This window comes from Streptomyces sp. NPDC021225 (assembly GCF_044332865.1).
GTDB lineage: Bacteria > Actinomycetota > Actinomycetes > Streptomycetales > Streptomycetaceae > Streptomyces.
Map to the genome: position 1 here is coordinate 1,006,697 of NZ_JBIRPV010000001.1, position 12,926 is coordinate 1,019,622.

A 12,926-nucleotide genomic window follows, 5' to 3' on the forward strand; every position below is an offset into this window, starting at 1 on the left:
TTTGACCCGTATCAGTTCAGGAGAAGTTCAGCCAGTATCCGGCGCCGCGCATTTACCTGCGCATACGCCAGTTGTCGCGGCGGATTGGCTCTGTAATGTCCCGTTCTTCCCTCGCTCCAGGGCCCGGAACAAGATCATCCGGTTCGGCTAGTCTGCGCGATATCCAAGCCGATGGAGCGACGGGGGAAAGTCGATGGGCGGTCTCACCTACCACGATATGGTCGAAATCGACCTGGGGAAGCTCGGCAGTACGGTCACGGATTGGAAGTCGACCGTCGACGGTTTGAAGAAGCTGATGGAGGACGCGAGTTCCGGCTTGCTGAAGAAGTCGGAGGGGGCCGGGTGGGCCGGGCTCAACGCGGATGTCACGCGTGAATTCGTCAAGAAGACGGCGAAAGAGTTCGAGGATCTGCACAAGGAGGCCCACGCCGTCTGGAGCGTCCTGGACGACGCTCATTCCCAGCTGACCGAGATCCAGTCCAATATCAGGTCGACCGTCGCGGCGGCGCGGGAAATCAAGCTCCAGGTCGCCGACAACTACGACGGCACCGTGAAGTTCGTCTACCCGCTCGCGACCGAGGGGACGTACTCCCCGAAGGACCGGGAGGTCCAGCAGGAGTACAACCGCCACGTCAACGCGAAGATGGCCCGGGCCATCCAGATCGACGGCCTGGTCAAGGGCGCGCTGGCCAAGATTCACGGCGGCGACCCCTACGACGCCGGGCACACCCGGTACGACTCGCTCGACGACGTCGCGCTCGACCGGGCGACGGCGCTCGCCTCGCTCGGCAAGGACGCGAACCCCAAGCAGCGGGCCGAGCTGCGGAAGCTCTGGGACGCGCTCAGCCCGGAATCGCGCGGCCAACTGTGGGATGCCGACCGGGTAAAGCTGATGGATGCCGGGGTCATCTCCCCGAAGTACAAGTGGAAGTCCACGATCAAGGGCGACCCGGGGTGGGCATGGAGAGAGCCGACGGCGGGCGATCGCTGGACCTTGTTCGAGGCAAAAAGCAAGGTGGCGTGGGACAAACTGAACGGACTCAGCCACGGCGGCCAGGCTCTGGAGCACTACCTCTCGAACACGGGAACCCCCGTTGATGATCTGGACGTCGACAGCATGCTGCGCGACGACCCTCCCATGTACGAAGACGTCGAGTGGGCCATCGTCGACCATCAGGACACGTGGGCGGAGCAGGCGCGCAAGGAGCTGGAGAAGTCAGGGGCGCAGACCGTCACCGTTCCGGTGGAAACGAAGGGCCAGATCTTCGGTTTTGGTAACCAGGACTGGCGTGACGCCGTCGGCACCGGAACGTTCAACGTGTCCGGCGCGATGACGGCGAAGCTCAACGAATATGGGAAGCCCGAGTATTACCTCGACTATCAGGTGAACGTCTGGGATCGATACAGCCAGAACGAGAGCGAGCCCAACCTGACGGATCGCCCCGACTCGGACCTGGCCAAACTGCAGGAAGCGGGGCTGGCCGAGGACTTCGACATGCGCGGCAGCAGTTCGGTGACGCATTACGACTACCGACAGCCGGGGCCGGACGGCGTGTACGACGGGCCGGGGCCCAAGGTCTAGGACCCGGCGACCCGGCCCGGGCCCGCAGTCCCGCGCCTCTTCCTTCGGCCCGGGCCGGGGCAGGCGCGAATCTTGCCCGGCCGTAGCCGGAGTGATGTCATCCGATTCAGCTACCATGCGTTTTGATCTGCGTTGTGGGTGCGGTGTGGCCAGGGGAGGAACGGCCGCGGCACCGGATGCGCGGATGTCCTCTACAGGAGGTAACGGGGAATGTCATTCGACAGCGAGTGGTCTCAACTCAAGGCGGACGCGGCCGGGCAGCAGAGCGCCCATACGCGGCTCAACCAGCTTCCCGCGGACGTCGGTGGCGGCGGAGGGGCTTCGGCCACGAGCGGCGGCGGGGGCTCCGATCTGGTCGTGCGCCAGGACGACTTGGGCGCCGTCGGCCATGAGGCCTTCGTCCTGCACGGAGAGTTGCAGAAGGTGGCCGACATCGCCGGGGCGGGGGCCGACAAGGACGGCGTGGGGTCGTCCATGCAGGCGGCCAAGGCGTTGAGCGACCACAACTTCACCATGGGCGGCGCGCTGAGCACCACGGTGTCCGTCTGGAGTTCCCAGGTGAAGACCGTGCTCCAGATGTGCGCCCATATCTCCAATCACCTGGACTACTCGAAGAAGGCTCACGGGAACGACGATGCGCAGATCGCGGCCTCCTTGCGCAACCGGGACGGGTCGGCCGTGAGTGTCTCCGAGATATCCAAGTCGGTGAAGTAGCGGAAGCGACGGGGGAAAGACGATGGGGGCTCTCACCTACGCGGATCTCATCGGCGCTGATCTGGGGAAGCTCGGCACCGCGGTCACGGACTGGAAGTGTGCCGTCGACCGTCTGAAGACGCTCATGACCAACGCACATTCGGGTCTGCTGAAGAAGTCGGAAGGCGCGCGATGGGCCGGGCTCAACGCGACCGTCACGCGTGAGTTCGTCGCCAAGACCGCGAAAGAGTTCGAGGATCTGCACAAGGAAGCCAGCAGCATCTGGAGCGTCCTGGACGACGCGCACTCCCAGCTGACCGAGATCCAGGCCGGCGTCAAGTCGACCGTCGCCCAGGCGCAGGACGAAGGACTCCGGCTCGCCGACAATTTCGACGGCACGGTGCGTTTCTTCTACCCCCATTCGCCCGCGGACGACGGAACGCGGACGCAAACTCAGCTGGACACCCAGCAGGCATACGCCAACCGCGTCAACCGGAACCTCGCCCGGGCCGTCGAGGTCGACGGCATCGTCAAGGCCGCGCTGGCCAAGAGCCATGGCGGCGACCCGTACAACGCGGGCCACGCCGGGTATCACTCCCTGGACGACGCCAAGGTCGACCGGGCCATCGACCTTGCCGCGCTGGGCCAAGAGGTGAACCCCAGCCAGCGCGCCGAACTGCGCAGGATCTGGGACGGCCTCAGCCCGGAACTGCGCGGCCGGGTCTGGGATGCCGACGCGCTGGGGCTGGTGGCCGCCGGGATCACGGACCCGCAGTACAAGTGGAAGCCGGCGGATGTGGGATCCGGGAAGTTCCACTCGCGCGATCCCGGCTACAAGGACTATCTGTTCCAGCTCGAGGCGAAGGCCATGGCGAAGGGCGGCGGGCTGGCGGGCTACGACCAGGGGGCCCGCGCGTTGGCCCACTACCTCGGAGGGTCCGGAAAGCCGCTGGATCTGGACATCGACCGTATGTGGGACGAGGACAAGGGATTTCGGAAGGCCGCCACGGAGAACCTCGCCAAGCATGAGGACGAGTGGCGGCAAAAGGCCCTGAAAGCGTTCGAGGAGTCCGGCGGCCGCACAGTGTCCATTCCGGTGGAGACGAAGGCCGAGGGCTACGAGCAGAGCGACCGCGACTGGAACTTCGCCGTCGGCCACGCGATGGTGAACAATTCGGGAGTCGTGAGTGTGGTGCCCGATGAACACGGGAAGCCCAAGGTGTCCCTCGACTACCAGGTGAATGTCTGGGACCGATACAACTGGGATGACGACACGTCCTTCGACATCGCGGGCGTCACCGTCACGGGCGCGCAGATGCAAGGGCTCCACCAGACCGGCCTCGCCCAGGAATTCAATATGCACGGCAGCAGCTCGACTCAGTGGCGCGACCTGACTCAGCCGCGGAAGCCGGAGGGCTGACGGCTACGGGGGGTCCGGCGGGTGGTCGCCTTGGCGGGGCGGCGGCCACTGGCGCAGTGCCTCGCCGGGCGCCAGCCGGACCACCACCTCGGCGAGCTGGGTGCAGATCTGCTCGATCTGCTGCCGGGTGCGGTTCCGCTCCGTGATGATCGCCGACAGCAGCAGCGCGGTCAGCGCGGTCGAGCCGTTGAACGCCTGCAAGGTGACCATCCGCGCCAGCAGCGTATGCCCCGCGAACGGGCCGACGCCCGCCGCCGTCGCCTGGATCGCGATCACCGACACGATGAGCGCGCACGTCGCGGCCCCCGCCAGCTGGAAGCGCAGCGCCGCCCAGATCAGGAACGGGAAGACCAGAAAGAGCAGGCTGCTGACGGAGTGCGTGGCCAGCAGGGCGACGGCGGTGGTGCTCAGCACCAGCAGCACCGCCTCCGCCCACCGGTACGGGGGGATGTGGCGCGGCACCCGGGCCCTGCGCAGCACCAGCAGCAGCGGTGTGACGACCAGGACGCCCATCGCGTCCCCCGTCCACCACACCGACAAGGTCGACCAGAACTCGTCGGCCGGGAGCCCGCCCTCGAGGACCAGCACCCCGGTGCCCACCGTGGAGCTGATCAGCATTCCGGCCAGCGCGCCGAGGAAGACCAGCGACAGCGCGTCCCGCAGCCGGTCGAGCTCCGTACGGAACCCCATCCGCCGCAGCAGCAGGTACGAGCAGACCGGGGCCAGGGTGTTGCCCGCCACGATCGCGACGACCGCGGGGACCGTCGGGCCGATCGGCGCGTTGATCGCGAGGGCGCCCAGTGTGATACCCGGCCAGGTGCGCAGGCCGAGGAGAAGCAGGCAGGTCACGGCGATGCCGGTGGGCGGCCAGAGCGGGGTGACCTGTCCGCGCACCAGCTCCTGGAGCAGCCCGATCCGCGCCCCGGCGTAGTAGGCCGCCGCGACGGCGACGATCCGCAGACCCGTGGCGCCGTATCGCCGGATCCAGTCGTCGCCTGCCACAGCGGCCATCAGACAGCGTGGTCGTAGTCGGGTGCGGGTGACACGCAGAGCCGTGGCGCGGCGTCCGCCACACGGAGGAACGGCGGCGCGGCGCTCATGGGCGTACGTCGTCGTGGCGGAGCACCAGCACGGCCGCGTCGTCGCAGTGGCCGGTGCGGTCGGCGACCTTGCTCACCCGCGCGGCCAGCTCCTCCGCGTCGTCGTCGTAGCCCGCGCCGACCAGCCGGGACACCTCCGCCAGCCCCCGGTCGATCGGGTAGGACGGGCCCTCCACCACGCCGTCCGTGAACAGGACGAAGGCTCCCGCCCGGGTCAGCAGGTGCCGGGTCACCGGATAGGTCTCGCCGGGCTGGATGCCCAGCGGCAGGCCCCCGGGGTCCCAGACGACCTCGGCCGGGCGGCCGGCCGAGGCCCGGACCGCGGGGACGTGGCCCGCCCGGGAGCAGGCCAGCTCGCCCGAGGCGGGGTCGAAGCGGAGGAAGGTGCAGGTGGTGAACAGGTCGGTGCCCATCGAGATGAGCAGCTCGTTGACGCCGTGCAGCACCTCGCCCGGGTCGCAGGTGGCGGCGGCGATGGCGCGCAGCCCCGTGCGGACCTGGCCCATGAAGGCCGCCGCCTCCACGTCATGGCCCTGTACGTCGCCGATGGCGAAGCCGATCGAGGCGGTGCCGGGCAGCGCGAAGACGTCGTACCAGTCGCCGCCGACGTCCAGCCCGTCGCGGGCGGGCGTGTAGCGGGCCGCGGCCCGCAGTCCGGGGGGTGTGGGCAGCTCGGTGGGCAGCATATGGCGCTGGAGCGCCGCGGCAAGCTCCACCCGTGCCTGTTGCAGCTTGATCCGCTCGAGGATCTGAGCGGTCAGCCGCCCCAGGGAGCGCAGCGCCTCTTCGGTGCTCTCGTGCGAGGTGGTGCGACGGCGGTTCATCAGTGCTCCGATGGGCACCTCCCGGCGATGGCCGGAGGAGCTCTGCCCGGGTCTTATGTTACGCGCGGTTGTTACGCGCGGTCACGGCCGAAGGAGCCGCCGGCGGGCCGGGGAGGGCGGCGCGGACATCGCCATCCGTGCCGGTTGTCCGCACCGTACGTGAGCGGGAGCGGCCCGTACGTGAGCGGGGCGGCGACCAGCTCTCTGTCAGGTCACAGTCAGGCCCGGCTACGCATATGCGCAGCGGCCTTGCCGAGGCCGCCGGTTGACGCCACCGTTGTGCGGCAACGGGCACGCGCGCCGCGCGCCCGTCCTCGACTGGGACCGGAGGTGCCATGGGACCGATCGTTCCACCCCTCGTTCCACCGTATGAGCTCGTCGGCGAAGGACCACGCCGGATCATGGCCGTGCACGGCTGGTTCTCGGACCGCGCCGCCTACGCCGCCATGCTGCCGCACATCGACCGGCGGGCCTTCACCTACGCACTCCCCGATCTGCGCGGCTACGGGGAGGCGCGGGACATCCCCGGCGAGTACACCACCGGCGAGGCGGGCCGCGATCTGCTCGCGCTCGCCGACCACCTCGGCTGGCAGCGGTTCTCACTCCTCGGGCACTCGATGGGTGGCGCCGTCGTACAGCGCGTCGTGGCCGCCGCCCCCGACCGGGTCGAGCGGCTGCTCGGGGTCGCGCCCGTCCCCGCGAGCGGGATGCCGATGGAGGGCGAGCAGTGGCGGCTGTTCACATCCGCCGCCGAGCGCCCCGAGAGCCGCCGGGCGATCATCGACTACACCACCGGCGGCCGCCACCCGGCCGCCTGGCTCGACCTGATGGTCAGGCACTCGCTGGAACAGAGCGACGCCAAGGCGTTCCGGGCCTGGCTGGACTCCTGGGCCCTGGAGGACTTCCACGAGGACATCGTGGGGGCCCGGGTGCCGGTCCGGGTGGTGGTCGGGGCACATGACCCGGCGCTCACGGCGGAGCTGATGCGGCTGACCTGGCTGCGCTGGTATCCGCGTGCCGACCTCGTCGAGCTGCCCGACGCCGGGCACTACCCCGCCGACGAGGCCCCGCTGGAACTCGTGCGCGCCGTCGAGGACTTCATCACGGCGGACGCGTAATCACGGGCCGGGTGCGGCGGCTTCGGGCCCCGGCCCCGAGCCCGTCCCGGAACCGGATCCGGATCCGGATCCGGATCCGGATCCGGATCCGGAAGAGCGTGCAGGACGAGGTGAGGGGGACGGATGCGCCGCCGCGTACTTCGCCTCGCTCTCGCGGTACTGGGGGAGCAGCGTGTTGAGGATGCGGTCCACGTACTCGCGGGTCTCGGCGATCCTCGGGATCCCGCGGGCCCTGAGGACCGCGTTCGGACCGGCGTTGTACGCGGCGAGCGCCAGCTTGGTCGGGTCGCCCGGCAGGTCCTTCACCACGCCGTACAGATGGCACATGTAGCGCGCCTGCGAGGGGATGGCGTCCTTGGGCTCCCAGACATCGGCCTTGCCGTCGCCGTCCCCGTCGCGGCCCCACTCCTTCCAGGTCTCCGGGGCGAACTGCGAGATGCCCTGCGCGTGCCCGGAGTCGGCGTCCGGCCGCCAGTCGCTCTCCGCGTGGATCTGCGCGGCCAGCAGCGGCACGCTCACCTTGGGGCAGGTGCGGGCGGCCGCCTCGACCACCGGGCGCTCGGCCTTGGGGATGGTCGGAAGCTCGGGCTCCGAGGGGCCGGTGAACTGCCGTACGACGAGGAGCGCGGCGGCGATCAGCAGGGCGCTGCCGACCAGGGTGCCGGTCGTACGGCTGCGGCGGGTCACCATGCGGGGGCCGGCGGGGTGGGGATACGCATGAGGGGACGGTAACGGGATTTCCGGGCCGGGTCCGGAATTCCTGTGCCCCGCAGCCGTGCCGTCAGGGCTGTCCCGCCGCGCCCGCCGCCGGCTGGGCCGGGAGCGGCTTCTCTTCGGCGGGGCGCCGCATCACATACGCCGCGCCCGCGCCCGCCGCGAAGAGCGCGAGCACCGAGACCGCCGTGCCCAGCCACGTGGCGCCGAGCCACTGGCCGCCGACGTATCCGAGGCTCACGCTGTAGGCGGCCCAGGCCAGTCCGGCCACCGCGGACCAGGGCAGGAACTCCTTGACCCGGCGGTGCGCCGCGCCCGCGCCGAGGCTGACGACCGAGCGCCCCGCGGGCGCGAAGCGGGCTATCACGACCAGCGTGCCGCCTCCCCGGACCAGCGCCGTGCCCAACTTCTCCTGGGCGGAGGTGAGTCGGCGGGAGCGGGCGATGGCGCGGTCGAGGCGGTCGCTGCCGCGCCAGGCCAGCCGGAAGGCGACCATGTCGCCGAGGACCGAGGCGGTGGCTGCGCACAGCACGAGGGCGAGCATCTGGGAGAAGTCGGCGGCGCCCGCCTGGACGCGCACCACGCCCACCGCGTCCACGGTGGTTCCGGCGGCCGCGGTGGCCGCCGTGATGACGAGAACACCGCTCGGCAGGACGGGGAGGAACACGTCGAGGAGAACAGAGATGCCGACAACCGCGTAAATCCATGGGGTGTTGGTCAACGCCCCCAGATGTTCCAACAACGCTTCTCCCGATCCGGTTCCCCCCAGCCGTGTCGCCGCTGTGGGGAGCGGCGGACGGCATTCACAGCCATACAGCGTACGCCTGTGACAGGAGAGGATAGCGGTAACGGGCGCTGATGTTGTTCGAATCACGTTGCGCGGGGGTTGCCTCCCCCGGTGACGAAGGGGAGGTACCCCCGCATAACGCGTGAACGCGGCTTGAGGTTTCGGCTAGGGCGGCGCCGACTCAGGCGGCGTGGTTCATGTGGTGGCTCGGGCGGTGATTCGGGCGGTGGCTCAGACGGCGGTGGGCTGACGGCGCGTCTCGGGGGCCGTGACCGTCTGGCGCGTCGAGCCCAGGAAGCGGTCGAGGGCCCAGGGGCCGGGGCCGGTGAAGACGATGAGCAGGAACGCCCAGCAGAACATCGCGGCCGCCTCGCCGCCGTTCTGGATGGGCCACAGCTTCTCCGGCTGGTGCTCGTGGAAGTAGGCGTACGCCATCGAGCCCGAGCTGATGAACGCCGCGCTGCGGGTGCCCAGGCCGAGCATGACCAGGCCGCCGCCGACGAGCTGGATCACGGCCGCGTACCAGCCCGGCCAGGTGCCCGCGTCGACGGTCCTGCCGGTGCCCATCAGGCCGCCGAACCAGCCCAGGAGCGAGGAGGCGCCGTGGCAGAAGAACAGCAGGCCGACGACTATGCGGAAGAGGGAGAGTACGTACGGTCTCGTACCGTCCAGTCGGTCGGCGAGGCCCTGGGGGGTGGCGGACGGAGGCATGGGGACGACTCCTTGTTCCGGGGACGGGAAGCAACGGAACCGTCAGGTTAGGTTCCCCTCACCTTTTGTTGCAAGTTCAAGTTCCGCCAACTCTGACACCGCCGCCCGCAGCGCCGCACGGGCCACCGCATCGGTGTCGCACAAGGTCACCGAGTTGACCCCGGGCCGCGCTCCCGCCGCCGTCACCCAGTGCACGCCCTCCGTCGGCACCCCGATGGCGAAGCGCCGCGGATGGGCCCGGCCCTCCGCGTCCACCAGGCGATATGGGCTCGGGGTGACGTCCAGGCCGCCCGTCTCGTACCCCTCCACCCGGTGCGCACGGCACGCTCCGGTACGCAGCAGGCGGGCCAGCAACTCGTCGGCCGTACGCCGCAGATCGGGCTCCGGAAGCCGTGCTTCGACGAGCGTCGTGGCCACCACCGGGGGGCCCGGCACCCGGGCGGAGCGGGCGACGAAACCGGGACAATCCCCGGGCGCCGCGGCGGCCTCCGCGGACACCTCCAGATGCGGACCGAGCACGTCCAGCACCCCCGCTTCGATCAGCGCGGCCATCTCCTCGATGCGCCGGCGCGGCGGGCCGATCGACAGAAAGGCGTTGAGCGGGGTGTACCAGCGGTCGAGATGGGCGCGGCGCGACAGCCCCGACAGACCGCCGTGGTCGACGATTTGCCGCAGCTCATTGCGCAGATCGCGAAAGACGTCGAGGGCCGCCTTGACGGGGCCCGACACATTCCCGAGGCGGGCGTGCGCCACGTCCTCGCGCGCGTACGACAGCAGCCACCGCCGGAAGTCCTCCCGGCCGGTGAAATCCCGGCCCTGGTGCGGGTGGGCCACCGCGTCCCAGGACCAGCGGTCGGCCGGTTTGATGCCGAAATCGTCCAGCACCGCCGCCTCTTCAGCCCCACCGTGCTCGGTGGCCAGAAAGCGCCCCCTGAAACCCGTGCGGCCCGTAGATCCCGGCCGCCCCGGCTGACCCGGCTGGCTCGATTCACCCGGCAGGCCCCGCTGGTCCTGCCGCCGGCTCCGTTGCTCCAGCAGCGCCTCGTAATAGACGGTCTCGGCCTCCTTCGCGACCAGCGGCCAGACCTCGGTCACGAAGTCCGGCGGATCGCCGGATTCCGCGCGCTTGCGGAACTGGGCTATCGCCTCGGGCGTCAGCAGCAGCGGATGGTGCCGCCCGTGCGCCCCCTTCGCGTTGTCGCCCCGCGCGTGGTACGGAATGCCGCGCCGGGAGCCCGCGTACAGCCGCGGTTCGAGGCCCGAGGGACGGTAGACCAGCCGGCCGCCGTCGCCGGGCACGAACCTGCCGCCGCGGCCGACCGTCAGCAGCGCCATGTGGTCGAAGAAGTTGAGGCCCAGGCCGCGCAGCAGCACCGGCTCACCGGGCGCGACGGGCGACAGGTCGAGGTCCGCCGGGTTGGCGGGCGGGTAGTAGCGCAGCCCGTGCGACTCGGCGTGGGAGGCGAACCGTTCCTCCGCCTCGTCCGGCACCGTCGGCAGATGGCCCTGGGCGAGCACGACCGCCCGCAGCCCCTCGAGCCGGGTGCCGTCCTCCAGGGTCAGCGTCTGTTCGCCGTCCGCGCTCTCCTCCAGCCGTACGGCGCGCGTCTGGTGCACCCGGACGGTCACCGAGTCCGGCGCGCCCCGCACCGCCTCCGCGAACACCCACTCCAGATAGCGGCCGTACAGCGCGCGGCTGGGGTAGTCGTCCGGGCCGAGGCCGGGGGCGAGCCCACGGGCCGCGACCCACTCGTGCAGGCTCGGCCCGGTGCGCACCGGGCCCTCGCACTCGACGCTCGCGTCGGTGAACAGAGTCACCTGCGAGGCCACGGTGTTCATCAGCAGCTCGCCCGGCTGGGCCGTACGCCACACCCGGCCGGCGCCGGGCGGGGACGGATCCACCATGTGAACGGTGAGCCGTGCGCCGGGCGCCAGCTCAGGGGCCGAGGCACACAGCCGCTCGAGCACGCTGGTGCCGCGGGGACCGGCACCGACGACGGCTATGGCGTGGGGGTCTCCGGCCAAGATTGTGTCTCCCGGGGCAGATGTGACTCAGGATTCGCCCATCATGCCGCTCGGTTCCGGCGAATCGCGCTGTGGTACGGAACTCCGGCCTCCGTTGTGGTGCTCATCACGCCGGACGCACCCCGCTGGGGCGTGGGTTCGCCACGGCGGGGTCGGTTGACCGGTCGGCGCGCGGGCCGGTGCTCGGCTCAGCCTTCGGGCCAGTCCGTCTCCAGGGCCGTGACCAGCCGGGCCCGCTCGCCCGACGGTTCGGGCAGGGCCTGGTCGAGCCGCAGCCGCGCGGCGCGCCCGCGCAGCGTCAGCGTCATCAGCTGATTGCCGAACCACGGGCCGCCCGTCTTGCGCCAGTCGAGCCGGCTCGGGGTGACCCGTCCGTGCCGGGCGAAGGCGCGGCCGAGCCGCCTGCCCGCCCGGCTCCAGCCGAAGCGGAAACCGAGCCGGATCGAGGCGTAGGTGCGGTTGTGCACCGGCGAACAGGTCAGCTGGCGCACCTGGCTGTCCGGCGGCTGCGGCCACCGCGACCAGTCGGGCTCGGCGACATACGCGTGATGCACATCGCCGGACAGCACGCTGATCGTCGCCGGCGCCGCGGGCCCGCCGCCGACCTTCGCGATCAGCTCGGTCAGCGCGTCGAAGGACGCGGGGAAGGCGGCCCAGTGCTCCAAGTCGCCGCGCTGGCGCAGGTCTTCCGCGAGGCGCGCCCAGCGCGGGCCGCGCCTGCCGCCGCACACCGACGCGTTCCAGGCCTCCACGTCATGGACGAAGTGCGGCAGCAGCCAGGGCAGCGAGGTGCCGATCAGCAGGTGGTCGTAAGGCCCGGCGCGGCCGCTCGTGGCGTAGCTGTCCGTGCCGTCCAGCGCCTGCTCGCGCAGCCACGCCAGCTCGGGCTCGGCGACCATCGCCCGCGCGCCCTCCGCCAGCACCCGCGCCGCGCGGGTGTCGACCATCAGCAGCCGCACCCGCCCGAAGTCGCGGCGGTAGCTCCAGCGGGTGTACGTGGGGTCGGCGTCGGCGCGGGCGGCGAACTCCCGCAGCTGCTCGGTGCCGTCGGGCGCGGCCCGCACCGCCGCGTACAGCGGATCGGCGGCCAGCTCGGCGGGGGCGAGGTTGCCCAGGTGCTGATACACCCAGTACGACATCAGACCGCTGAGGATCCGCTCCTGCCACCACGGGGTGGCGCGCATCCGCCGCTGCCACGCCTCGCTGGTGTTCCAGTCGTCGATGACGTCGTGGTCGTCGAAGATCATGCAGCTGGGGACGGTGGAGAGCAGCCAGCGCACCTCGGGGTCCAGCCAGGACTCGTAGTACAGCCGGGTGTATTCCTCGTAGTCCGCGACCTGCTGCCACGGGGGCTGGGACACATCGCGCCGCTCGGCGAGCCAGCGGCGGGTCTCCTCGGAGGTCTCGTCCGCGTACACCTGGTCGCCCAGCAGGATCAGCACGTCCGGGCGCTCGGCCCCGGGGGTGTGGGCGAGGGTGTGCGCCAGGGCGTCCAGGGCGTCGGGGCCGACCGGGTCGGGCGAGGCGTCGCCGGGCGGCGCGGCCCAGCGGCAGGAGCCGAAGGCGACGCGTACGGCGGCGGGGGCGGTGTCGCGGGCGGTCTCGGGGGCGCCGGAGTCGGCGTCAGGGGCGGCGGGGGTGCGGATCGTGGAGTCGGGGAAGGCCGTGTCGGGCAGCGGCCACACCTGCTCGCCGTCCAGCAGCACGCGGTAGGCCGTCTCGCCGCCCGGCCGCAGCCCGGTGACCGGGATCAGGGCGTAGTGGTGCCCGGCGATCGACCAGGTGCGGGCCGCGCCCCCGGCGCCGTCGGCGCAGCGCACCTCGGCCTCGCAGGGCCGGTCGGCCTCGATCCAGACCGTCGCGCTGGTGCCGGTCTCCCAGTCGACATGGCGCAGCAGCGGTCCCAGGCGCAACACGGCCATCCGGCCCTCCTCCGTCGCTTCGTGGCGTGC

Annotated in this window: 11 protein-coding genes; 4 read left to right on the forward strand and 7 right to left on the reverse strand. The window is 71.1% G+C overall.

Features of this window, described 5'->3' with window-relative positions; all coding sequences use genetic code 11:
- Nucleotides 1-193: 193 nt before the first annotated feature.
- The 3 genes from ACH4S9_RS04650 (at nt 194) to ACH4S9_RS04660 (ending at nt 3,695) form a co-directional block, all read left to right on the forward strand.
- A complete protein-coding gene (locus ACH4S9_RS04650) occupies nt 194-1,582 on the forward strand; it encodes a hypothetical protein (protein WP_398369785.1) in 1,389 nt (462 codons plus the stop codon).
- Nucleotides 1,583-1,792: 210 nt separating this feature from the next.
- The gene (locus ACH4S9_RS04655) at nt 1,793-2,296 is read left to right on the forward strand and encodes a hypothetical protein (protein ID WP_398369787.1); all 504 of its coding nucleotides are present in this window, start codon (nt 1,793-1,795) and stop codon (nt 2,294-2,296) included.
- Nucleotides 2,297-2,318: 22 nt separating this feature from the next.
- Nucleotides 2,319-3,695, forward strand: coding sequence for a hypothetical protein (locus ACH4S9_RS04660; protein WP_398369789.1), 1,377 nt, complete (start codon nt 2,319-2,321; stop codon nt 3,693-3,695).
- A gap of 3 nt (nt 3,696-3,698) precedes the next feature.
- Here ACH4S9_RS04660 and ACH4S9_RS04665 read toward each other — a convergent pair whose 3' ends face one another.
- Both ACH4S9_RS04665 and ACH4S9_RS04670 read right to left on the reverse strand, forming a co-directional pair.
- Nucleotides 3,699-4,706 carry an MASE1 domain-containing protein gene (locus ACH4S9_RS04665; protein ID WP_311722785.1) on the reverse strand — a complete coding sequence of 336 codons (1,008 nt, stop codon included), beginning with the start codon at nt 4,704-4,706 and terminating at the stop codon, nt 3,699-3,701.
- 85 nt (nt 4,707-4,791) lie between these two features.
- Nucleotides 4,792-5,619 carry a PP2C family protein-serine/threonine phosphatase gene (locus tag ACH4S9_RS04670; protein WP_311722786.1) on the reverse strand — a complete coding sequence of 276 codons (828 nt, stop codon included), beginning with the start codon at nt 5,617-5,619 and terminating at the stop codon, nt 4,792-4,794.
- A gap of 335 nt (nt 5,620-5,954) precedes the next feature.
- Here ACH4S9_RS04670 and ACH4S9_RS04675 point away from each other — a divergent pair, with 335 nt between their 5' ends.
- Nucleotides 5,955-6,737 carry an alpha/beta fold hydrolase gene (locus ACH4S9_RS04675; protein ID WP_311722787.1) on the forward strand — a complete coding sequence of 261 codons (783 nt, stop codon included), beginning with the start codon at nt 5,955-5,957 and terminating at the stop codon, nt 6,735-6,737.
- Here the strand turns inward: ACH4S9_RS04675 and ACH4S9_RS04680 are convergent, their stop codons facing one another.
- The 5 genes from ACH4S9_RS04680 to ACH4S9_RS04700 all read right to left on the reverse strand — a co-directional run bounded on the left by ACH4S9_RS04680 (nt 6,738) and on the right by ACH4S9_RS04700 (nt 12,896).
- A complete protein-coding gene (locus tag ACH4S9_RS04680; RefSeq protein WP_385341809.1) occupies nt 6,738-7,427 on the reverse strand; it encodes a lytic transglycosylase domain-containing protein in 690 nt (229 codons plus the stop codon).
- Between the two features lie 91 nt (nt 7,428-7,518).
- The gene (locus tag ACH4S9_RS04685; protein WP_358844034.1) at nt 7,519-8,193 is read right to left on the reverse strand and encodes a VTT domain-containing protein; all 675 of its coding nucleotides are present in this window, start codon (nt 8,191-8,193) and stop codon (nt 7,519-7,521) included.
- Between the two features lie 276 nt (nt 8,194-8,469).
- Nucleotides 8,470-8,949: a DoxX family protein gene (locus tag ACH4S9_RS04690; RefSeq protein ID WP_311722790.1), complete on the reverse strand. Its 480-nt coding sequence runs from the start codon at nt 8,947-8,949 to the stop codon at nt 8,470-8,472.
- A gap of 42 nt (nt 8,950-8,991) precedes the next feature.
- The gene (locus tag ACH4S9_RS04695; protein ID WP_398369794.1) at nt 8,992-10,974 is read right to left on the reverse strand and encodes an FAD/NAD(P)-binding protein; all 1,983 of its coding nucleotides are present in this window, start codon (nt 10,972-10,974) and stop codon (nt 8,992-8,994) included.
- A gap of 188 nt (nt 10,975-11,162) precedes the next feature.
- A complete protein-coding gene (locus tag ACH4S9_RS04700) occupies nt 11,163-12,896 on the reverse strand; it encodes an alkaline phosphatase D family protein (RefSeq protein ID WP_398369796.1) in 1,734 nt (577 codons plus the stop codon).
- Nucleotides 12,897-12,926: the final 30 nt, after the last annotated feature.

Excerpts from the sequence above, each read along its gene's own strand:
- ACH4S9_RS04650 (WP_398369785.1), top strand. The coding sequence starts at position 194 with ATGGGCGGTCTCACCTACCACGATATGGTCGAAATCGACCTGGGGAAG.
- ACH4S9_RS04655 (WP_398369787.1), top strand. The coding sequence starts at position 1,793 with ATGTCATTCGACAGCGAGTGGTCTCAACTCAAGGCGGACGCGGCCGGG.
- ACH4S9_RS04660 (WP_398369789.1), top strand. The coding sequence starts at position 2,319 with ATGGGGGCTCTCACCTACGCGGATCTCATCGGCGCTGATCTGGGGAAG.
- ACH4S9_RS04665 (WP_311722785.1), bottom strand. The coding sequence starts at position 4,706 with ATGGCCGCTGTGGCAGGCGACGACTGGATCCGGCGATACGGCGCCACG.
- ACH4S9_RS04670 (WP_311722786.1), bottom strand. The coding sequence starts at position 5,619 with ATGAACCGCCGTCGCACCACCTCGCACGAGAGCACCGAAGAGGCGCTG.
- ACH4S9_RS04675 (WP_311722787.1), top strand. The coding sequence starts at position 5,955 with ATGGGACCGATCGTTCCACCCCTCGTTCCACCGTATGAGCTCGTCGGC.
- ACH4S9_RS04680 (WP_385341809.1), bottom strand. The coding sequence starts at position 7,427 with ATGGTGACCCGCCGCAGCCGTACGACCGGCACCCTGGTCGGCAGCGCC.
- ACH4S9_RS04690 (WP_311722790.1), bottom strand. The coding sequence starts at position 8,949 with ATGCCTCCGTCCGCCACCCCCCAGGGCCTCGCCGACCGACTGGACGGT.
- ACH4S9_RS04700 (WP_398369796.1), bottom strand. The coding sequence starts at position 12,896 with ATGGCCGTGTTGCGCCTGGGACCGCTGCTGCGCCATGTCGACTGGGAG.